Source organism: Bradyrhizobium sp. AZCC 1578 (assembly GCF_036924675.1).
Taxonomy (GTDB): Bacteria; Pseudomonadota; Alphaproteobacteria; order Rhizobiales; family Xanthobacteraceae; genus Bradyrhizobium.
Map to the genome: position 1 here is coordinate 5,525,711 of NZ_JAZHRZ010000001.1, position 20,779 is coordinate 5,546,489.

Annotated in this window: 17 protein-coding genes and 2 pseudogenes; 8 read left to right on the top strand and 11 right to left on the bottom strand. The window is 61.3% G+C overall.

What is annotated here, in order from left to right:
• Positions 1–11 precede the first annotated feature (11 nt).
• On the top strand, positions 12–284 hold the full coding sequence (locus V1290_RS26515; protein ID WP_334367094.1) for a hypothetical protein: 273 nt from the start codon (positions 12–14) through the stop codon (positions 282–284).
• Positions 285–1,066: 782 nt separating this feature from the next.
• Here V1290_RS26515 and V1290_RS26520 read toward each other — a convergent pair.
• The 3 genes and pseudogenes from V1290_RS26520 to V1290_RS26530 form a co-directional block, all read right to left on the bottom strand.
• On the bottom strand, positions 1,067–1,474 hold the full coding sequence (locus tag V1290_RS26520) for a hypothetical protein (protein ID WP_334367095.1): 408 nt from the start codon (positions 1,472–1,474) through the stop codon (positions 1,067–1,069).
• Entirely contained in the window at positions 1,471–1,770 is a 300-nt protein-coding gene (locus V1290_RS26525; protein ID WP_334367096.1) for a PilZ domain-containing protein, read from the bottom strand. Before V1290_RS26525 ends, V1290_RS26520 begins: the two co-directional genes overlap by 4 nt.
• A gap of 1,034 nt (positions 1,771–2,804) precedes the next feature.
• Positions 2,805–3,030 (bottom strand): annotated as a pseudogene (locus V1290_RS26530) (ATP dependent DNA ligase); the annotation flags it as partial.
• Positions 3,031–3,034: 4 nt separating this feature from the next.
• On the opposite strand from V1290_RS26530, the gene V1290_RS36585 reads away from it, so the two are divergent.
• Together V1290_RS36585 and V1290_RS26535 are read left to right on the top strand one after the other, a co-directional pair.
• Positions 3,035–3,295: a tripartite tricarboxylate transporter substrate-binding protein gene (locus tag V1290_RS36585; protein WP_442895076.1), complete on the top strand. Its 261-nt coding sequence runs from the start codon at positions 3,035–3,037 to the stop codon at positions 3,293–3,295.
• A gap of 123 nt (positions 3,296–3,418) precedes the next feature.
• On the top strand, positions 3,419–4,777 hold the full coding sequence (locus V1290_RS26535) for an FAD-dependent monooxygenase (RefSeq protein WP_334367097.1): 1,359 nt from the start codon (positions 3,419–3,421) through the stop codon (positions 4,775–4,777).
• 894 nt (positions 4,778–5,671) lie between these two features.
• On the opposite strand, the gene V1290_RS26540 is transcribed toward V1290_RS26535, so the two are convergent.
• From V1290_RS26540 to V1290_RS26555, 5 genes are all read right to left on the bottom strand, one after another.
• Positions 5,672–5,896 (bottom strand): hypothetical protein, encoded by a 225-nt coding sequence (locus V1290_RS26540; RefSeq protein WP_334367098.1) that lies wholly within the window; start codon positions 5,894–5,896, stop codon positions 5,672–5,674.
• A complete protein-coding gene (locus V1290_RS36590; protein WP_442895015.1) occupies positions 5,893–6,342 on the bottom strand; it encodes a GFA family protein in 450 nt (149 codons plus the stop codon). The genes V1290_RS26540 and V1290_RS36590 overlap by 4 nt, the downstream gene beginning before the upstream one ends.
• A 312-nt stretch (positions 6,343–6,654) precedes the next feature.
• Positions 6,655–7,908, bottom strand: a complete 1,254-nt coding sequence (locus V1290_RS26545) for a radical SAM protein (protein ID WP_334367099.1) — start codon at positions 7,906–7,908, stop codon at positions 6,655–6,657.
• A gap of 167 nt (positions 7,909–8,075) precedes the next feature.
• Positions 8,076–8,630 carry a thioredoxin family protein gene (locus tag V1290_RS26550; protein ID WP_334369177.1) on the bottom strand — a complete coding sequence of 185 codons (555 nt, stop codon included), beginning with the start codon at positions 8,628–8,630 and terminating at the stop codon, positions 8,076–8,078.
• Positions 8,631–8,873: 243 nt separating this feature from the next.
• Positions 8,874–9,866: an alpha/beta fold hydrolase gene (locus V1290_RS26555; RefSeq protein WP_334367100.1), complete on the bottom strand. Its 993-nt coding sequence runs from the start codon at positions 9,864–9,866 to the stop codon at positions 8,874–8,876.
• 1,122 nt (positions 9,867–10,988) lie between these two features.
• Here V1290_RS26555 and V1290_RS26560 point away from each other — a divergent pair.
• The 4 genes and pseudogenes from V1290_RS26560 (at position 10,989) to V1290_RS26570 (ending at position 14,561) form a co-directional block, all read left to right on the top strand.
• On the top strand, positions 10,989–11,840 hold the full coding sequence (locus tag V1290_RS26560) for a sulfurtransferase (RefSeq protein WP_334367101.1): 852 nt from the start codon (positions 10,989–10,991) through the stop codon (positions 11,838–11,840).
• A gap of 21 nt (positions 11,841–11,861) precedes the next feature.
• On the top strand, positions 11,862–12,104 hold the full coding sequence (locus V1290_RS26565; RefSeq protein ID WP_334367102.1) for a hypothetical protein: 243 nt from the start codon (positions 11,862–11,864) through the stop codon (positions 12,102–12,104).
• Positions 12,105–12,254: 150 nt separating this feature from the next.
• Positions 12,255–12,395, top strand: a pseudogene (locus V1290_RS36595) (zinc-ribbon domain-containing protein); the annotation flags it as partial.
• 102 nt (positions 12,396–12,497) lie between these two features.
• Positions 12,498–14,561, top strand: coding sequence for an AAA family ATPase (locus V1290_RS26570; RefSeq protein WP_334367103.1), 2,064 nt, complete (start codon positions 12,498–12,500; stop codon positions 14,559–14,561).
• A 447-nt stretch (positions 14,562–15,008) separates the two neighbouring features.
• Here the strand turns inward: V1290_RS26570 and V1290_RS26575 are convergent, their stop codons facing one another.
• From V1290_RS26575 to V1290_RS26585, 3 genes are all read right to left on the bottom strand, one after another.
• A complete protein-coding gene (locus V1290_RS26575; RefSeq protein WP_334367104.1) occupies positions 15,009–15,488 on the bottom strand; it encodes a cupin domain-containing protein in 480 nt (159 codons plus the stop codon).
• A gap of 290 nt (positions 15,489–15,778) precedes the next feature.
• Positions 15,779–16,369: a hypothetical protein gene (locus tag V1290_RS26580; RefSeq protein ID WP_334367105.1), complete on the bottom strand. Its 591-nt coding sequence runs from the start codon at positions 16,367–16,369 to the stop codon at positions 15,779–15,781.
• Positions 16,370–16,572: 203 nt separating this feature from the next.
• Positions 16,573–17,025 carry an OsmC family protein gene (locus tag V1290_RS26585; RefSeq protein WP_334367106.1) on the bottom strand — a complete coding sequence of 151 codons (453 nt, stop codon included), beginning with the start codon at positions 17,023–17,025 and terminating at the stop codon, positions 16,573–16,575.
• Positions 17,026–17,309: 284 nt separating this feature from the next.
• Between V1290_RS26585 and V1290_RS26590 the strand changes: the two genes are divergently transcribed.
• Positions 17,310–20,723: an adenylate/guanylate cyclase domain-containing protein gene (locus V1290_RS26590; RefSeq protein ID WP_334367107.1), complete on the top strand. Its 3,414-nt coding sequence runs from the start codon at positions 17,310–17,312 to the stop codon at positions 20,721–20,723.
• Positions 20,724–20,779 lie beyond the last annotated feature (56 nt).

A 20,779-nucleotide genomic window follows, 5' to 3' on the forward strand; every position in this document is an offset into this window, starting at 1 on the left:
GGAGGTCAAGCATGAAAACACACCAACAGATCGAGGGCCTTGAGGACCGGATCCGGAAAGGCACCATTTCTGATGAAGAGATCTTGCGCGAGGTGCACGCCCTGTTGTTCGCCTTCGATGATGCCGACTACCAAGAAAAAATCAGGAACGCGCATGACTGGGCCAACAAGTATTTCAGTCCCAGCCAATCGGACCCGTTCGGCGGTCGCGACATGGTTCGATCTCATCTGTTGCAGGAGCTTGGGTTAGCCGGGGAGGAGGCCAAGGAATTGGAAGGCGGGTGACCAAGATCGCCGATCCGCCGCTTGCGACAGCTCAACACGACGTTGCTATGTCAAATCAGGAACCGCGCGGCGCGATCTCGGTTAGATTGGTATGCGCGAACGACTTTTGTACCAAAGCAGCAATGGCGACGCTTGGCTGTTGACGTGCGATCCGGCGTCGAAGTTGCCGATCGTGAAACACGAGCCAAACGTGAGCTCTAGCGGACAGATCTCCTACACGGACATCGGCAAATTCCGCCGAGACGGAGCAAGTGGCCCGGAGCACCAGGCGCTACTAAAGCTTATCGGCACGCTGATGGATGACTGATGGCAGGAGCCAGCCAGCGGGAGCTCCCGAATTTGTAGTGTCAATTCAACGAAACTAGCGCGACTTGATCTTGACGTCCGGCCGGTGCCTCGGGATGCTCGCCCGGCAGCAGCAAGTCCGAGGATAACCCATGGCGATCATTTCAGTCCTAATTGGCGTTCTGATCATTGTGGTCGTGGGCGCAATCTGTTTTTTGGGCTATCGACAGGTTTGCTCCCGACGGCCGATTGGCAAACCTTCTCAAGTTGCTGGTGGTGCTCGTTTGCTTAGGCGCGATTGTGCAACGTCTGCTTGTCCTGACTTATTAGCCCGTACCCTCTCGCGATAGATCCTCCACGCACGTTACGTCGCTGGGCGGCAATACGATCGCGATCCGATCTGAGCGACACCACAGCCAGCGGATGATCAGGCGAGCCGTATGCGTCAAACCTCGGGAATTTGGCTACTCAACAATTGCGACTGGCGCTGTCTGCGTTCATCTGTTCGCGTCGTGTTGCTCGGCTGAAGCCTTGATGTTCGCAATCTCCGCAAGTGCCATCACCGAGGCAAACTCGGCGATCGAATAGCTCCTGGTGCCATCGCTGATCGAGATGCCTATTAGCCTCCCGACGACATGCCATTCGACCGCTTTTGCAAAAGCGTCCCTAGCCGTTTTGGCGGTGGCTTTGAATATGTGATCGTCAACGTGGGCATGCACGCGGAAAATCATAGTTGATGCTTGCCCAACGCCACGGGGCTGGACCAGACGGAAAATCTCGCACGGCGCTGCTTGGCGCTCAAATTGCACCGAGGAACGGTCCTTTTGCTCAAAGCGTGCCATCTTGAGCCTATAATGCGGTCCGTCCACAAAGCCCGGCCGACTGCTTGCTGTGCCGGAGTTCAAGGCACCGGCTGCTGAGACTTCTTCTTTATGTCGGCCGCTTTAATGAAGCGGACGCCAACTTGATCGCCGTTGACCCAAGCTAGTTGGCAACGCCGGTATGCTTTCCCCACCGTCGAGAGCACAAGAAAGAATTCTTTCAGCGGAAGACCTTCAATCGAACCGCCGACGGAAAGTCTAGCGCCCGTCTCCGATACATCCTGCATTGTACACGGACGCTGCCACGTACCGTCGATCGCCATCATGTTCGCGGCGAACCCGCGCTCGAATACGACACGATGTGCCTTGCGCTGTTCCATCTAATCAAATCGTCGAAACTAAAAATGAATGACGAACGGCGACGAAAACCCCCTTATGCAATAAACGCGCGGTGCGCCTTTTGGGGGGCCGCGATTGAAAAGTGTACAGACGGACTGTTAAAACTTTCACAATAAGTGGTCAGCCCGAAGTCAGGTTAACCGGAGCCAAGTTGAAGCCCACGCGACGTGGGTGGAGCCGATGTTCGATGCCGATGTTGAATACCGGGCATCACGTCGGAAGGCTTGCTGCGAGACAGTTCATTAAGGGGGCTGACCAAGGGAATGCGGCGGACTTGAAATCGTCGCCATTCCGGCAAAAAACTCCGTAGGAATACGGGGTTCGCGCAAGTCTTCATCCCGCACAGTTTGCAGGCAATCCCCTCACAACCTGATCTTGGTTGACGGTAATAGGAAGCAAACAATAAAAAATCGAATGTTATCGAATTAACACCCTCCACTTTTGGACGCTCTCCATACTGTTTTTTTGGAGTAGGCATGCATGATTTTCCGAAACTCGCTGCGCAGGTAAGGGGCGCACGCGCACTTCTTGGTTGGTCTCAATCTTATTTGGCAGAAGGTGTCAGTGTTCGTCGTGTGATTATCGCTGATTTCGAAAGCTGCAAACGCGAACCGCAGGCATCGACAGTATCCGCCTTGATGACTGAACTGAGCGCGGCAGGCATCGTCTTTACTAAAACAAGTGTCGAGCTTCTGGAATGGCCACCGAGACCCTACGTACCGACCGGGTGCGCAACGATAAGGAAGCGCGCGAGGAGACGGGACGCGGGAATTTTCTCTCCTAAGTCGTAGCGGCAATGCGCGTGAGCATCTTTCGTGCGTTGTAGAATGCCATCTTCACCGAGGCCGGGAAAATCCGTCACACCGCGTGCGTCCCAATAAGACAGGCCGCCTAACAGGCCGCGTAAAGCGCCTAAAGCAGCGACGCGAAAAACTGTATCGCAAGATAGAGCCAACCGCCGCGAAGAATGTGATGCCAATCGCGATGGCGAAGTTTCGGACGACGTGTCCCAAGTTCATAAGTCTTCTCGGATGCCCTTGAAGAATGGCTGCCGTACCTTGCCCTCCGCCGACTTCGCACGGTACTCGATCTGCGCCAAAAGCTCTGGCTCGACCCAGATGACCTTGTGGGCGATCCGTTTGGTGTAGGGCTAGGGCTTTTGTCTTGCGGATCAGCGGCTTCAATCGGGCTTGCAGTTCTTTTGCCGTGGCGGTGTCGAAGCCGTGATCCACCTTTCCGGCATCGCTGGCCGAACTTGGCGTAACCGATTTCGACGTCGATCTGTGGTATGGCGTTCTTGCCCCGGTCGATACGCCGAAAGCCATCGTTGACCGCTACAATGCGGTTTTCAATGAGATACTGGCGCAGCCTGGCGTTCGGGCCGTACTCGACAAGCAAGGCTTGATCGCTCAAGGCGGCGCGCCTGAACGCCTTGCAGAACTGATCGCCAGGGATCGCCTGCGCTGGGCCAAAGTAGTCAAGGATGCCCAGATCACTTCAGAATAGCTTGAACGAGACTCTCCGGGGCTTTTTCTTGCCCATGTCGACCTTGAGTCAAAAGCTGGCTTAGGAGGAACGGCTGTTTTTGGCGACGGTCCTGCTGGCATCCATAAGAAAGGGTAGCAAGCTGTGGAAAATGCCGGAAAGCCCAAAATCATCGTAGCCGGCGGCGGCATAGGCGGGCTGACGGCGGCGCTTTCCCTCATCAAGCGCGGCTTCGAGGTCGAGATTTACGAGCAGGCCCCGATCCTTCAGGAGATCGGAGCTGGTGTGCAGATCAGCGCCAACGGCATGCTTGTCTTTCACGAACTCGGCCTCGCTACCCGCGTCATGGAAGCGGCCGCGCATCCGGAGCGGCGTGAAATTCGGATGTGGAATACCGGCCAAGCATGGACCGCTTTCGATCTCGGCGCCGTGTCGGTGCAAACCTATGGTCACCCCTACGTCACGATGTTCCGGCCGGACCTGCTGGGTGTCCTGTCGGATGCGGTGACGACGGCTGTCCCCGGCGCGCTTCGTCTGGGACATAGGGCTGTCGGATGCGAGACCGTAGGAGCGCGCGTAATCCTGCGGTTCGATGACGGCAGCACCGCCGAAGGCGACGCGCTGATTGGCGCCGACGGGATCCACTCCGTGATCCGTGCAGGACTGCATGGCCCGGACAACGCCGAATTCACGGGTCTCGTTGCATGGCGCGGCGTCATCCCGATGGCGGACCTGCCGCCCCGCCTGGCACGTTCGGTCTCGTCGAACTGGGTCGGGCCTGGCCGACACGTCGTGCAGTATCCCTTGCGGCGCGGAACGCTGATGAACTTCGTGGGCGTGGTCGAACGCGAGGACTGGCACGAAGAGTCCTGGACGACGCCGGGTTCGCATGCGGACATGCTCGCCGACTTCGCTGGATGGCATGAAGACGTACAGACGCTCATCGCAGCCATTCCCCAGCCGTATCTCTGGGCATTGAAACTGCGCCGTCCTCTTCCGTCGTGGTCGGTGGGTCGCGTCACGCTGCTCGGCGACGCCTGCCATCCGACACTGCCGTTCCTCGCACAAGGCGCCGTCATGGCGATCGAGGACGGCTACATCCTGTCTCGAGCGCTCGAGGCGCACGGCATGGACGTTGCCGCGGCATTCCGCGCCTATGAATCGGCGAGGTACGAACGCACATCCCGCGTCGTCAACGGATCGGCCGACAACACGAAACGCTTTCACAACCCGTTGCTGGGAGATCCGGCGACGGCGCAGGCCTATGTGGAGCGCGAGTGGGCGGAAGACCGTCTGCGGGGGAGCGATATGACTGGATGTACAGATACGACGCTACCGCCGTTGCCATGTGACGACGTCGAGCGAATTCGGTCTGACAAAATGCGAGGACGACTCGCGGGCGGACAACCTGGCAGGATGCGCTCGGTTCTGCTGCCGGCGTTCTCGCCCCCGCGGGTGGGCGGGCCGCCGCCGCCGAGACCCGTTACCCCGCCCACTCCGTGACGGTCGTCAATCCGTTCGCGGCCGGCCCTCCCGAGAAAATCAACAACCTAGAAGATGATCACTGCGTGCGGGATGCAGGGAGCACCTTGTCAAATCGCGACTTCAAGCGAACGTCGGTATCGGTGGTTGCGTGTGCGCGATTTGAACTTATTCGTCGCCTTCTCACGCAGTTCGGACGCGCGCTGCTATTTGACTTCCTTCGACGACACTTCCTTAAGTTGGCTTAAACCTGCCCATGATGGATTGGAACGAGAGTTTAAGTTTTTCAACTGGTTAGAAGGCGGCGTGTGCACGACGTGTGCACCGGGAGATCTAGAAAATCTAGCGATAGCGAGTTTGAGCAGTCGAGGTTCGGGGCGATCGAATAGGCGAGAGCAGTGCGGCTGCGTGCGACCGAGAAGTTGATTTCATTTATCGGCATAGCGAGCGGACCCGCATTGGGACGCTGGCGGGGTAGGGGGCTGCGGTTCAGCGGAATGATGAAAAAAGCTGATGTCGGGGATCGGAGTCGCTCCCCCGCTACCAAAACTACGATTTTGCACGCCAACGTACGATTTCCTGCGATTTCTTGTGCTTGATGGTAGCGCTCGGGTGCTCAGCGAGCGCGAGCGGAAGCTCGGCGAACCATCAAGGCGTGTGTTGGTATTGAATGATTATTGTCGCTGCGCGCAGCCTTGACGAGGTACACACCGACTACAAAAAGCCTGACTGCCCACGCGGATCCTTGGCGGCGAACGGGCGCCACAACCAGACACCACGCCGGTCTCCACTATGACGTCGTTCAGGCTGGCTTGCAGCCATGTAACTCCGTTCCTTGCGGCGGGTCTGCGAGTACCGGAACGATCCGTTCCAAAAGCAGAGGTGAACGCTGTACATCTGTCACGATGACCTTAATCAACCAGCGGGAGCCAGCGCACCAATTCCGCAGAGACTAACTTCGAGTCCCAGTTCTGTGGCGAGTGCGGCCTTTGCGAAGACCGATCGGTCGGCCTCAACAGCTGAGTTGGCGTAGGCCACCTGAATGTGGTTGGCCTTGTGGCGTGCCATCATTTGGTCGCGAGTGACGCCTGTGAGCACGGCCTGCATCATTGGCCACTGTTCATTGGCCACAAAGATCAATCCAATTTCTTCTTAGGACCCATGCGGATCGGCGAAGCATCGTTGAGAGGGGTCGTTGCAAACCTCGGCAAGTCATCAAGCACCTCGAACCAAGGTAGTTGTTCGTCCACGAAGGTATGGCAGCTTGGCGACACATAATTCGGATCGAGCAGTGATGCCGCATATAGATGAATTTCCCCCTCTAGCCGTTCATTCTCATATGTGAGGGGCGACCCACAATTCTCACAGAAACCACGCCGAACGCCTGGCGAAGATCGGAAATAACGAGGCACACCCCTCGTGAACGCGAAAGCGCTGCGTGGCACTGAAATCCATGTTGTTATTGGGGAGGAGGTAGCTCGTCGACAACTCTCGCAATGGCAATGCAACGTCCAGTTCGGTGCCCCATTACATTTGAAAACAATGGAGCCGCACAAACATCTGCCGGACATTGAAGTGCCATCCATCGCCGGACCTCGTTCCCGTATAGGACAGCCGAATTGTGCTGATTGACTATCGTATGTCAACGTTGTCGCCTGCTGGCCCTTCGCGTCTATCTGGGAGGCTGATCGAGATTACCGCTATTGAGGGGTAAGCGGACCATCCGCAACATCGGGGGATCCACGACGCGTAGTGCTAAATGGCAAAGCATCGCCGACTTGCCAATTGGAACGCATTGCGGGCTGCGGCATCATAGGGGAAGCGCGAGGGAATAGTGCCCATCTTCATCAGTCGCGGCGCGCCGCTTCGGCATAAATTGAGCTCGCCAACCCCCCCGATCACATACCAAAAGCATTGTGGTGCTCCAACGAAGTGATCTCGAATTGGAGGCCCAATTCGCGAGCGCGGCGCCACGAATCCTCCAGCTCCGCGTGCGTCGGTCGGCGAGCGATTTCCGCATATTTGTCCCGGTACTTGGCACTCGCGGGATCACAGAAATTGTCGGGATGGAATTGCTCCATCACGTTCACGGGCGCTGCGGGCACGCGCGAGGCAATCCATTCCAGCACCGGATACGTGCAACACTCGACGTGATTGGGCATCACCAGGTGGCGGATGGAAAAATCCTCTCCCCACTCGTCGAGTAGCGCAATGTTGCGCGTCACCGTCTCCCAGTACCAAGGTGTCTTCGCCAGTGTCATCGCGCAACGGCCGGGACCGAATTTGAAATCAGGGAGCCAAACGTCGGTCAGGATGCGCAGGATCTTCATGCTCTCGATCGTCATGAAGAAGTTGCTGTTCCATAGCATCGGCGCATTGAACTTACCGTCATAGACAGCGGCGCCGGGTACCTCGTCGAACCAGAAGAAGCGGTCAGCCTTCGTTTTGCGCGCGCGAGCCAGCTCCGCTCGTGTCGGCGCGTAATCGCGGCCCAACAGCGCAATCGCATGGACGATGGCGTGCAGGTGAATGACGACTTCGCCGCCGACCCAATTTATGTTGTGGCAACCTTCGCGGCGCAGCGTCCACGCCATCGCCGCAAGAGTACGCGGATCCGTCTCCTCACCGTTGTCTTTGTCGGTGCTGATGTCGCCGTTCTGGCAGAAAGCGCAGCGCATGTTGCACGAGGTGAAGAAGATCGTGCCCGAGCCTTGCGTGCCGCGATAGAACAGCTCCTCGCCGGTATGATGGAAATGGGAGCTGACGCGTGAGCCGGCGGCGAGCTTGCAGGCGCCAAATTTGGTCCCTGCCGCGCGATCGATGCGGCAACCCCACGGACAGAAATTGCAGTGGGTGAGCATGCGGTAGGCGAGTTCGCGGCACAGCTCCAGCAGACTTGGGCCATCCGCCGCCGGTGGCAACGGCGCGCCCGCCCTGATCGCCTGCCAGCGCGCGATAAAAATCGGCGTCAGGTCATCGAGCTCGGCCCAGAGGGCATCTTCGCTACTTGCTGCAGGATCGAACTGCAGAGGAACCGTGGCGGCAATACGGAACTTGGCCGGGCATCGGTTTTCCGCGACGTCAAGGTACCACGACAGCGCGGCACGAATCGCTGGATCGTCCCACACTCTCAGCTGGGCCAAGTCGCTCATGCGCGGGCTCCGGTCACGCCAGCCTACATCCCTGCCTTGGAATTATGGATCGTTTTATTCGGGGACAAGCGGGTCGCACGGTCGTGTCTGGCGATGACGATCTCGCCGCTGCGGGCGTAGAAGGCCCGATTCCGGGCGTAACGATCGCGCTCATCGGGGGCTCGGCTTTATTCGTCCTTCCATTTGATCGAGCAGCCAATAGACGCCTTTTGGTCAGCCGGCGCCAGACCGGTGGTCGCAATCGCGCGCATGGCCCCGACAAGCTCTCGGGGTGCCCCCGCGCGAGGCGGAGTTGTGCGGCCCTCGTCGAGCCGGCCGCGATACTTGAGCTTGCGGTCGGCATTGTAACCGAAGAAGTCCGGCGTACAGACCGCCCCATACGCCCGAGCGACTGTCTGGGTCTCGTCGTGGAGATATGGAAACGGGAAATCATGAGCCTTCGCGAAACGCTTCATATTCTCAAATGAGTCTTCGGGATAGCTCGCCGCATCGTTCGAGCAAATCGCCGCAAAGCCTACGCTCTCCGACATCAGCACGCGGGCGTCCGAAACCATGCGGTCGATCACCGCTTTAACATAGGGACAATGGTTGCAGATGAAGACGACGACCGTGCCTTTTTCGCCCGCAACGTCGTCCAGTGCGTAAGTCTTGCCGTCGGTGGCCGGAAGCCGAAACTCCGCCGCCGGCGTATCAAGAACGACTTGGGTAGCTGTTGTCGCCATATCGCACCTCCTTGTGCCCAAATATATGCTGACGACGGCCTGCCGGGGCACAGTTTCCAAAGCCTGCTCGCCAGTCGTGTCGTTTTGGCCATACGTCAGCCATTTCCGGTCGACCCTTAACAGCCGACATTTGGACGAGCGCGGGATTTCGTCGGTGTGGGCCAAAATGCGACTTCACCGAAAACAGCCGCTCCAGAGGCCCGGTCTCGGTCGCGCGGAGCTGCCGGCAATGGACGAAACGGTTCAGTTGGGTAGGCCGCGCAGGAATTCGATGATCGCGACGCTGACCTCTGCGGGGCGCTCTTGCTGGGTCCAATGCCCACAGCCGGGTAGCATCTGGATGTCGCGCAGCAGAGGCACGACCTGTTTCAAGTTGGCGATCTGCTCAGCTGCGCCGGGAAACGCCACGACCATGTCGTGATCGCCCGCGATGTACAGCGCCGGCACCGTGACCTTTGTCCCGTCGAACGCCGCCATCAGCTCCCAATTACGATCGACGTTGCGATAGTAATTGAGGGGACCGCGAAAACCGCTGCGCGCAAATTCTTCGGCGTAGACATCGAGGTCGGCTTCGCTGAGCCATGACGGCAACGGCGGTGCGCTGGATGGCAACCAGCCGCCAGCGCGCGGCACCATGCCGACGCCGGGCGCTCTGCCGCTATTCGCCGCCACGGCGCGGATCGCGGCAACCCCTTCGCCGGATCCGCCGTAAAGCATTGCCCGCAACGTCAGGCGAGGATCTTTCTCGAACTCCGCTTCGGCGACGCCGGGCTCTTGGAAGTACAGCTGGTAGAACTGAGCGTCAGCCGTTTGCGGCATCAGGCTGGTTGGGCGCGCCGGACTGCGCCGCCATAACGGTACGCTGAGACTGACGATTGCGCGGAAACGATCCGGACGCAGACGTGCGGCCTGCCAGGCGATGCCCGCGCCCCAATCATGGCCGATGATGACGGCCTTGGGCGCCTCTAACCCGTCCAGCAGCCCCACAAGATCGCCGATCAGGTGGAAGATCGTGTATTGATCGATCGCCTCGGGCGCGTCGCTCTTGCCGTAGCCGCGCATGTCCGGGGCAACGACGTGGAAGCCCGCCTCAGCCAGCGCTTCGATCTGGTGGCGCCAGGAGTACCAGCTCTCCGGAAAGCCGTGGCAGAGCAAAACAAGAGGGCCCTGGCCCTGCTCGACGATATTCAGGCTGATGCTGTTGGTCTTGACGATCCGCTCGATCGGTTTGCTCATGGTCGTCGTCCCACCAAGGCGTGACCGCAGCTCGCTTGCCTATTCACCGAGACTACATGGGCGAACAGGGAACTGCGCGTGAGCTGCAGGGTATGTACGTCAGCGGGTATTAGCAACTGTCGCATCCTTGCGTGTTAGGCGCATTTGAATAGAGGCAGGTGCGAACGTTGCGGAAAGTCCGGATTGGGTCAAAGGCGGCATCCCCAGGTCTTTGAACGCATGTCGTCCTTGCCCCTGAAAGCGGACCAACGCACATTTATGATCAGCCGTGAGGACATTCTGGCCTATGCGTTTGCCCAGTGTCGCTCCAACAAGGGCGCACCGGGGATAGACGGTCAGGACTTCGCGGCCGCCGCAGACGAATTCTCGCCGCCCAACCTCGTAGCAGAAAAACTGCCGCCGAGGCGCCTGAGGGCCTGTTTGTGATAGCGCGACTGAAGCTGAGGAGTAATCGATAGCCATTGCGAACCTCCCGTTCTGCCTACCATGAGGCCACAAACAGAAGGCGCGGGACCGCACGGACGTTCGTTCCGGAAGGTCGGGCGTCTCAAGTTAGATATGCTCCTATCGACTTGCTGCCCCGTCAAGAAAAATCCCGACCTGAGCTCTGACTTCGCGATCTGGCAAGGTTACTGTCCTTCTCGACGTCGACTAGCGGCTCGCGGCATGTCCGGTCGGGGGTCATTCACGTTGTTCTGTGGGTGGGCCAGTGATTTCCGGTCTACTGCAACAAGCAGACAGCCGGTCGGGATTTCTCATCGAAGGTGCCAAACAGCAAGCATTCCTCAACCCTCGACAAACCTCGTAAAGTGCGATCCAATACCTGCTGGAGATGCATCGTAGCCCCCTATGCTGGAATGCGAGTCTCCTCTGTTGTGAGCTTCTCGCGCGGCAATTTTCGCCCTGCGCCAGTTGCTGTGACTTTCTCATTCGAGGACTAGGTGGGCTGCTGCTCGTCGACGCCGGCGGCCGATGAGGCTAACGGGTCATCCTCGACGGAGGCGCTCGTGGACGCGCTGATGTAGGGGCGGCTCAGTGGACAGTCCGTTCGAGCTGAGTGACCACACTGGCACCCCGCTGCACGGACGCCGATGTCCGTGGAAACCAACAGGGAGGATTCTCATGAGCCAGTATGCTGATCCCAAAATGCTGGTCGACACCGCCTGGGTGGTGGCGCACCGGAGCGATCCGAACGTTCGTGTCGTCGAAGTCGACGTCGACACGGGTGGGTACGACCAAGGGCATATTCCGGGTGCGATCGCCTGGAATTGGACGACGCAGCTCTGCGACACGTTGCAGCGTGACATCATCCCGCCCGGCGATTTCCAGCGCCTGATGGAAGAGGCGGGAGTTGCGAGCGACACGACCGTGATCCTGTACGGCGACAACAACAATTGGTTCGCCGCCTGGGCGCTGTGGCAGATGAAAATCTACGGCCACTCGGACGTTCGCCTGATGGACGGCGGGCGTCGCAAATGGCTCGAGGAAGGGCGCGAGCTGACGACGGACGTGCCGCAGATCGCCCGCAGCAGCTACACGATGCCCGGCGCACCCGATTTTTCGATCCGCGCCTATCTCGGCGATGCGCAGGTGGCCGCGGTGCAAAAGAGCGCTGCGCTGGTGGACGTGCGCAGCCCCGACGAGTTCACCGGGCGGATCCTGGCGCCGCCCGGCCTTCCCGAGACCTGCCAGCGCGGCGGGCACGTGCCGGGCGCGCGGAACATCCCCTGGGCGAGGGTCTGCAACGAGGACGGCACCTTCAAGTCGGCGGACGAACTTCGTGCTCTCTACGAGGGCGAGGGAGTGACCCCGGATCGTCCGACGATCGCCTATTGTCGTATCGGTGAGCGCTCCAGCCACAGCTGGTTCGTGCTCAAGTACCTCCTGGGCTACCCCGACGTGAAGAACTACGACGGTTCCTGGACCGAGTGGGGCAACCTCGTCCGCGCGCCAATCGAGCGCGCTGCGGCGTGATTCTGGAAGGAGGAGCGCTCCATGCAAAGCGAAACGGTGCTGCGCGCCGAGGACTATCGGCGCCGGCGAGATCGCCTCGAAAGCTGGGACATTGGCATCGCCTCGTACAAGCTCGGCGGCCGGTACTGCTGCGAGGTGGACAATGTCAGCGCGGGGGCCCGACTGGCCCGAGGCGAAGGGGCCACCCGCGAGCAGGCGGAAGCCGAGGCGCTGAATAGGGCAAGACAGATGTTGGTGAGAACGCGGGTGTACCCGCCGCGCTAACAATTCGCGCGCGCAAGAATCGGTATTGGCGGGCCCAACTCGGGCGCGGCTTTTTGTCGTTGGAATCAGGGCAAGGCAGCGGCGCCTGCGAGGGGCTCGTTGTGCTAGACTTTGAAACAGAAGAGGGCTGGCCGGGCCAGGGAGCGGCGCATGGAATGTCCGAGCTGCCGGGCCGACATTCCGGAGGAGAGCAAGTTTTGCGACGAGTGCGGCGCGGCTCTTCCCGGCCGGTGCCCATCCTGTGGCGCGGCCATTCGCTCAGGTGCAAAGTTCTGTCCCGCGTGCGGTAAGAGGCTGACGGCGAGCAACCGCGACCCAACTGCCGCCACGCGTACGGCTCCGACTCCCCACATCGCGTCGGCCGGAGCATTCGCCGAGCGCCGGCAGCTCACGGTGATGTTCTGTGATCTCGTCAACTCAACAGTGCTCTCGGCGCGGCTCGACCCCGAAGACATGCGTGACGTGCTGCGCGTCTACCACGATGGCTGCGCCAGAATTGTCGCGAGGTTCGAGGGCTTCGTCGCCAAATACATGGGCGACGGCGTGCTCGTATACTTTGGTTACCCGCACGCCCACGAGGACGACGCCGAGCGCGCGGTCCGCGCCGGTCTGGCTCTGGTTGAGGCCATCGGCGCAACCGCGCTTCCGCTGTCCGGCGAGCTGAAGTTGCAAATGCGCGTCGGCATCGCCACGGGCCTGGTGGTGGTCGGCGATGTCATCGGAAGCGGCGCCTCGCGGGAGGAAGCGGTGGTTGGCGAAACGCCGAACCTGGCTGCGCGGCTGCAGGGTTTGGCGGCCCCGAACTCCGTCGTGATCGCCGCCGACACAAGGCGCCTGACGGGCGGGCTGTTCGAATATCGCGACCTCGGCGCCGCGACGCTCAAAGGCTTCGCCGATCCGGTGCGGGCATGGCAGGTGGTCGGCCCCAGCGCCATCGAGAGCCGCTTCGAGGCACTTCACGCCGCCAGCACCACCACGCCGCTGATCGGCCGCGACGAAGAACTCGATCTGTTGATGCGTCGTTGGCAGCAGGCCAAGGGGGGCGATGGCCGGGTCGTGTTGCTGTCTGGCGAACCGGGCATCGGGAAGTCGCGCGTGACCGAGGCGATCGAAGAACAGTTGAGCGGCGAACCGCACATTCGGCTGCGCTTCTTCTGTTCGCCTTATCATGGGGACACCGCGCTTCATCCCGTCGTCAGCCAATTGGAGCACGCCGCCGGATTCGAGCGGGACGACAACGCCGAACGCCGGCTTGGCAAGCTTGAGATGATCCTCGCCCCATCGACTAGGAACATGAAGCAAGCCACCGCCCTGTTGGCGGACCTGCTATCGATCGGCGGCGATCGCTACCCGCCGCTAAACCTGGATCCGCAGAGGCGCAAGGAAGGAACCCTGGAGGCACTCTTCGCACAGCTCGCCGGGCTGGCCGCTGCTCGACCGGTGCTGATGGTATTTGAGGACGTACATTGGATCGACCCGATTTCGCTCGAATTGCTCAAGCTGACGGTGGAGCGGGTTCCGTCCTTGCGGGTGTTGCTGGTCATGACCTTTCGGCCAGAGTTCCAGTCACAGTGGACCGGCGACGCGCACGTGACGACATTGGCGCTCAACCGTTTGGGCCGCCAACACGGCGCCGAACTGGTGAAGCGCCTCACCGGTAACAAGCAGCTGCCCTCGGCGATCCTTGATCAAATCACCGCCCACGCCGACGGCGTGCCGCTGTTCGTCGAGGAACTGACCAAGACGGTGTTGGAAAGCGATCTGCTAAGCGATGCAGGTGACCGGTACGTTTTGACCGGTCCGGTGCCGCCGCTGGCGATCCCAACGACGCTTCATGCCTCGTTGATGGCGCGGCTGGATCGGTTGGCGCCGATCCGAGAGGTCGCGCAAATCGGCGCCGCGATTGGCCGCGAGTTTTCATACGAGTTGTTGGCCGCCCTGGTCCCCCTGCCGGAAAGCGCCTTGCAAGAGGCCGTGGAGCGCCTCGTCCATTCCGAGCTGGTCCTCTGTCGCGGCAGGCCGCCGAGCGCGACCTACACGTTCAAGCACGCCCTGATCCGGGACGCGGCATATGCGACCTTGTTGCGGAGCCGGCGACAGGAGCTGCACGCGCGGATTGCGAAAGTGCTCGAAGATCGGTTTCCGGAAACGGTGGAGCTGCATGCTGAGATCCTCGCCCTCCATTGGTCGCAAGCGGGCCTGGTCGAGAAGGCGGCCTTTTATGCAGGAAGGACCTGGCTGCATGCCGACGGCTATCAGCGACGCAAGGAGCACCTAGGTGATTGGGAGATCGGGGTGATTTCGTACAAACTGGGCGACCGATATCGCTGCGAGGTGGACAATGTCTGCCCCGGAACACGCCTCGCGCGCGGAGAGGGCCCCACCCGGGCGGAGGCGGAGGCGCAGGCCCTTAACGAGGCGCGCAAGATGTTGGCCGGAACGCGGGTGCGTTCCTAACTAACCTGAAGATTACGGCTCCGCCGTCTCGACAACGAAAGTGCGCAACTGGATGCGCCATCTTGGACGAAAGCGATCCGCACAACTCGGGCTCGACGCGAGAAAGTCCCGCAGCATGGAAGTCCCAGGTGCCGCCTCGAGTTCGGCCCGTCGCAAAGACCAGAAACTATGCGCCGAGGTATCCGATAGCATCTCGTGACTTTCGCTTCAGGTGGAGCGTCTGGAAAGGGTCCATCAGCGGACGTGGCGGCGCGGCTGCGGAATATCCGGCTTACTGCCAGTGGCAGACATCGATGGTTGCCGCATCAACGACCGCTAAGTGCCATAGACGGACGTCGCAAGCCGAGGCAGATTATGCAGCAGGGCGCTCCGGCCGGTGACGACTGCACGACGCATTAGGCGTGCCGACAATGTGCATCGGCCGCGAGGGCAATACAGACGAGCGCGTTATTGCGACTTTCGCGGATCATCCTTCGGGTTGACGTAGTTGATGCCCCACGGCCCAGAGGTGTTGACTTGCACGACGGTATCTTCGTCAAAGGAGACATAGTGCGCCATGCCCGGAGAAAGCGCAAAGAAGCTGCCGGCGGGCAGCAGCTGAGCCTTGCTGTGATCCGCAGTGTCTCCCATTCCTAGACGGACCGTCCCCGAGATCACCGTGTTGATTTCCGGCTTTGGATGCGTATGGGGAGGAATGTAATAACCCTTCGCTCCCTTGAGCCGCATGGCAAACACGCCTTCCTTGCGCGGGTCGCCGTACAGCACAGCAAGTTCCGCGCCGGGCGGAAGCGAGGCAGGCGCAGGCCCCCATTTGATCTCTTGCGGCGAGACAATCTTGTGCGCATCGGCCGTTTGGGCCGTGGCCGCGGAAGCGGCACTCGCGAGCACAACGATTCCAATCAGCAGGCTCTGCGATACGATTTTCATTGGCGAACCTCCCGTGTAGCCGAGCTATTCCCCGGCCCCGAGCGGAGAAGCTCAGTCGCCTCACTTTAGCGCTCGCATCCGATGGCGTACAATACGCTAAGACGACCTGGCTGCATATTTCCGGCCTTTCACCACACCCGAGAATGTCGGAATCGAGTCATTCGCGACAGTTTGACGATGTCCGTGTCACTTCCGCTTTTCCCCCGATAACGGCTGTAAAGCGGACTCGCAGCACTTCCGAAAAGTGCCAGATTCAGCCATTCGGTATCGAACTAGCGGATCGGCGCTTCCTACCCTTGGTCGCCATCAGTCGGCACCCAATCCTGGTGGAGCCTGTGCCATGGCTGATCAGGAAAACGTCTCGCTGTTTCCTCCTTGACCTTCCGCTCGCGCCAGATTGGTCCGCCGATTTGCCATTCAGCTTCTTCTTCTCCGAAGTCGGCAGTGAGGCGCGGTGGAATGTGATACTCCGCGTCCCAGATAGCCATAATCTCCATGTTCTGGATCGCGGGATCTTCGACACACGTATCATGGCTCGGCTTGCCGCCAGCCCATACCGTTACGTTCAAAGCTCCTGCCGGCCACTGAACTGAATAGCGTATCTTTTGTAGCTCTTTGTGCAGCGGGAAACGGCCCAGCTTCTTCCATCGGCCGGATCTCAATGCTCGGCCTATGGATGGATAGGCAACGACGACTGTCGTCATCACGTTCGACGATAAGACACCTTCTGGTCCCGCCAAATTGTGCGCTCGACGCCGGAAGAAGCCGATGGCTTTGTCCAGCGTCACCTGGCCGTAGTAAATCCAGGCGGATTCGCCCGCTATCGCATAAAGGGTTCCCACCCTTAGATCGGCTCTGGCTTTAGGGTCAGCATCGAACATGGTGCAACCGAAGGCAGGTCATCGCGGCAAGGGTCAGCAGCAGCAAACATATCTATAACAGCGTCAGGCGAAACGTCGCTATGTCGCAAATGGGTCCAAAAGCTGACCTCACGGGAATGACCGCTGTTAAACCGGACATTCGGGCTGACCCGCATGTCTCGGAAGGGCCAATTCCAGACTCGTGCAACCGACGCAATACGTTTTCACTTCGGAGCAACGATAAGTTCCGCAGTGAGCGTGACACTCGATCTTATGGAATTCGAGATGAAGCACTGTGCTTCGACACTTTCCATGATTTCGCGGGCACGTTCGAATTCGGCATTGTCTTTGACGGCTACGCGAGGTCGGACGATGACTTCCGTGATGCGGTACTTGCCTTCGATATTTTCGAGCAGGCCTTCGGCTTCACTTTCATATCGCACCGGCGTCAGACCTTTTGATTGGGCGAGTGTGAGAAAAGTCAGCATCATGCATGTATTGACTGAGCCTACGAGTAGCTCTTCAGGCGCCCAGACATCCGGCTCGCCTTTAAACTCAGGTGGGCTGCCAACCACGATGTTTGGCTTTCCGGACGCATAAAGCGTACCCCTTCGCGCGGAACTCCAGGCTGTATTGGCCTTGTAGCGAAAAGATTTGTAGGCTCTCTTTGTCTCCACGCAAACCTCCTACGCCGCTGCCGCCGAACGGAGGCGTTCGGCGTTTCTCTCGAACCATATCGCGACGCGGCTTTAGTCTGAAGTGGGTCACAAGCGGCGGTGGAGGCGACCATGGACCAGCGTCCGGATCAGCCGACATGACAACGGCTTAAGTGCTGTTCTGCTTGGGGCCAGAAGCTGCTCTTCACGTGCAGTCAGCTCGTGGTGTTTCCCCGTGCCCTCCCGGCCATTTTGCAGTAGGCTCGAACACGTGGTGCTCTGAAGACGAGAGCCGGGAGGAGCCCATGGATGTCACGGCCTGGCTGTGTGGCTTGGGGCTGGGACAGTACGAACAGGCGTTCCGGGAGAACCACATCGACGCCGAGGTCCTCATGGACCTCACGGCCGAGGATCTGATCGGACTCGGCGTCGCCTCGATCGGCCATCGCCGCAAGCTGCTCGCCGCCATTGCCAACATGCGCGCCGGCTCAATTTCGGCGACCACCACTGCCATGGCCGCACCCGCCGCTGTCGCCGGGAAAGCCTCGCTTGCACCCGAGGCCGAGCGCCGCCAGCTCACCGTGATGTTTGTCGACCTGGTCGACTCGACCGCGCTCGCGGCGCGGCTCGATCCGGAGGAAATGGCCGAAGTCCTGCGGACCTATCACAGCGCAGTGGCGGGCGCGATCGCGCGGTTCGAAGGGTACGTGGCGAAGTACATGGGCGATGGTATGCTGGCCTATTTCGGCTATCCGCGCGCCCATGAGGATGAGGCCGAACGCGCGGTGCGGGCCGGCCTCGCCGCGGTCGCGGCGGTTCACAGCCTGGGATCGGCGCATGGCGAGACGCTGGCGGCCCGTGTCGGCATCGCGACTGGCCCGGTGGTTGTCGGCGAGTTGATCGGCGAAGGCGCGGCCCGCGAGGAGACGGTGGTCGGCGACACGCCGAACCTCGCGGCGCGGCTGCAAACCCTGGCCGAACCGGGCACGGCGGTGATCTCCGCCCGCACCCGGGAGCTCATTGGCGGGCTGTTCGAGCTCACCGACCTCGGCATGCAGATCTTGAAGGGATTTCCTGTTCCGGTACGGCCGTGGCGCGTGGTCGGGGAAGGCACCGCCGAGAGCCGGTTCGAGGCATTGCATGGGGCCGCCCTGACGCCGCTGGTCGGTCGCGAGAATGAGATCGGTCTGCTGCTCGAGCACTGGGAGCGAGCCAAGGACGGTGAGGGTCAGGTGGTGCTGCTCCGGGGCGAGCCTGGCATCGGCAAGTCGCGCCTTGTGCGGGCGCTGCGCGGGCGACTTGAGAATGAGCCGCATACCACCCTGGGTCACTACTGCTCACCGCATCATCAGACCAGCCCGCTTTATCCGGTGATTGGCCTGCTGGAACGGGCGGCGGGCTTCGCCGCAGACGATCCCGCCGCAGCTAGGCTCGACAAGCTCGAGGCGCTGCTTGCGCTATCGATCGATGATGTCACCGCCGTGGCCCCGCTGCTCGCGGCATTGCTGTCGCTCGAGACGGCCGCGCGCTACCCACCGATCGACTTGAGCCCGCATCGGCAGAAGGAACGGACGCTCGAGGAACTGGTCAATCAGGTGCTGGGCCTCGCAAAGCGCCGGCCGGTCCTCGCCCTGTATGAGGACGTGCACTGGGCCGATCCCACCTCGCTCGAGCTGCTCGATCTCCTGGTCGACCGGGTGGGAGGCGCCCCCGTGCTCGTCCTCATTACCTTCCGGCCCGAATTCGAGCCGCACTGGATGCGCTATGCCCATGTCACCGCGCTAACCCTCAGCCGGTTAAGCCGCCGGCAAGGTGCGGCCATGGTCGCGCGGCTGAGCGGCGGCAAGGCACTGCCTGCGGCGGTGCTCGACCAGATCGTCGCCAAGACGGACGGCGTGCCGCTGTTCGTCGAGGAGCTGACCCGGACCGTGCTGGAGGCCAATCTGCTCCGGGATGAGGGTGACCACTACGCGCTCGCGGGGCCGCTGCCGCCCATGGCGATCCCTACCACGCTCCAGGAGTCGCTGCTGGCCCGGCTCGATCGACTGGCGCCGGCCCGTGAGGTAGCCCAGGTCGCGGCCGCAATTGGCCGGGAATTCTCGCACGAACTGCTCGCTCTCACGACGGCGCTGCCAGAGAGCGAACTGCACATGGCGTTGGACGACCTCGTCGACTCGGGCTTGGTGTTCCGGCGCGGGACGCCGCCTCAGGCGACCTACAGCTTCAAGCACGCGCTCGTGCAGGACGCGGCCTACGCGACCCTGATCCGCGCGAAGCGGCAGCGCTTGCACGCCCGAATCGCCGCCGCGCTCGAGCAGCATTTTCCGGAGACAGTGCAGGCGCAGCCCGAGCTTCTGGCCCATCATTTCACTGCGGCCGGGCTGGCCGAACCGGCCATCGACTATTGGCTGAGGGCGGGACAGCGAGCCATCGCCCGCTCGGCGATGGCCGAAGCGCTTGCACAGTTGCGGAACGGGTTGAACCTGCTCGCCGGTGTGCCGGAGGCAGATCGGAGGCGGCGCGAACTTGACCTCCAGGTAGCATTGGGTGTGGCGCTGATGGCCACGCAGGGTTGGGCTGCGCCCGAAGCGGGGCGGGCCAACGCTCGTGCCCGCGAGCTCTGCGAGCAGATCGGAGCCACCGCCCAGCTCTGGCCCGTACTCTACGGTCAATGGGTGTTCCACGGCGTGCGCGCCGAGCACAACGCGGCACGCGAAGTGGCAGACGAGTTTCTGCGCCGGGCGCAAGACCATCAGGAGACTTCCGCAACCGTGGTGGCTCATCGCATCCACGGAACCGGTGCCTTCTGGCGCGGCGAGGCGACGAGTGCCCGCGACCATCTGGAGCGGACGCTCGCCCTCTATGATGCGGAGCGGCATCACGCGCTCGCCTTTCTCTACGTGCAGGATCCTCGGGTCGCCGCGCTATCGGCGCTTTCGTGGACGTTGTTTGCGCAGGGCTATCCGGAGCAGGCCCGGGCACGGAGCCGCGAGGCGCTCGACGCCGCCCGCGAACTCGCTCACCTCAACACGCTGGCCTACGCCCTATTGTTCGCGTGCTTCTTCGAGCAATTCCGCCGGGCGGGGCGCGAGGCCCAAGACCGAGCCGAGGCACTGGTGGAGCTCTCGACCGAGCAGGGCTTTCCACATTTCTTCGCGCCGGCGACGATGATCCGGGGATGGGCTCTGACTAAGTCGGGAGAGGTGGAGATAGGGCTCGCGCAGCTTCGGCAGGGGCTTCCGGCCTGGCGCGCCACCGGGGCCGGGCTCTATGAGCCGTATTTCCTTGGGCTGCAGGCCGAGGCGCACGGTCGTTTCGGCGCAGTAGAGGAAGGCTTGAATTTGGTTGCACAGGCGCTCGAGCGCGTGGAAGAAACCGGCGAGCGGTGGTTCGAGGCCGAGCTCCATCGGATGATGGGCGAGCTGATGCTGCGGCTGCCGAGCTCCGATCCGACCGCCGCGGAAGCACAGTTCGGGCATGCGGTTGCGACCGCGCGCCAGCAAGGCGCCAAGCTGTGGGAGTTGCGTGCGGCGACCCGCCTTGCACGGCTTTGGCGAGAACAGGGTCGGCGCGGCGAGGCTCACGACCTGCTCACCCCGCTGTATAGCCAGTTCACTGAGGGCTTTGGGACACTGGATCTGCAGGCTGCCAGCGCACTACTTCGAGAGAGCAGTGCCAGCTTGGAGCCGAAGAACCCGATCCCAAACACCAGTCGTTGATGCTGCATACGAGCATGGCAGGTCTCTCGGCCAAGTCGCCTGGACGGGAATCTCGC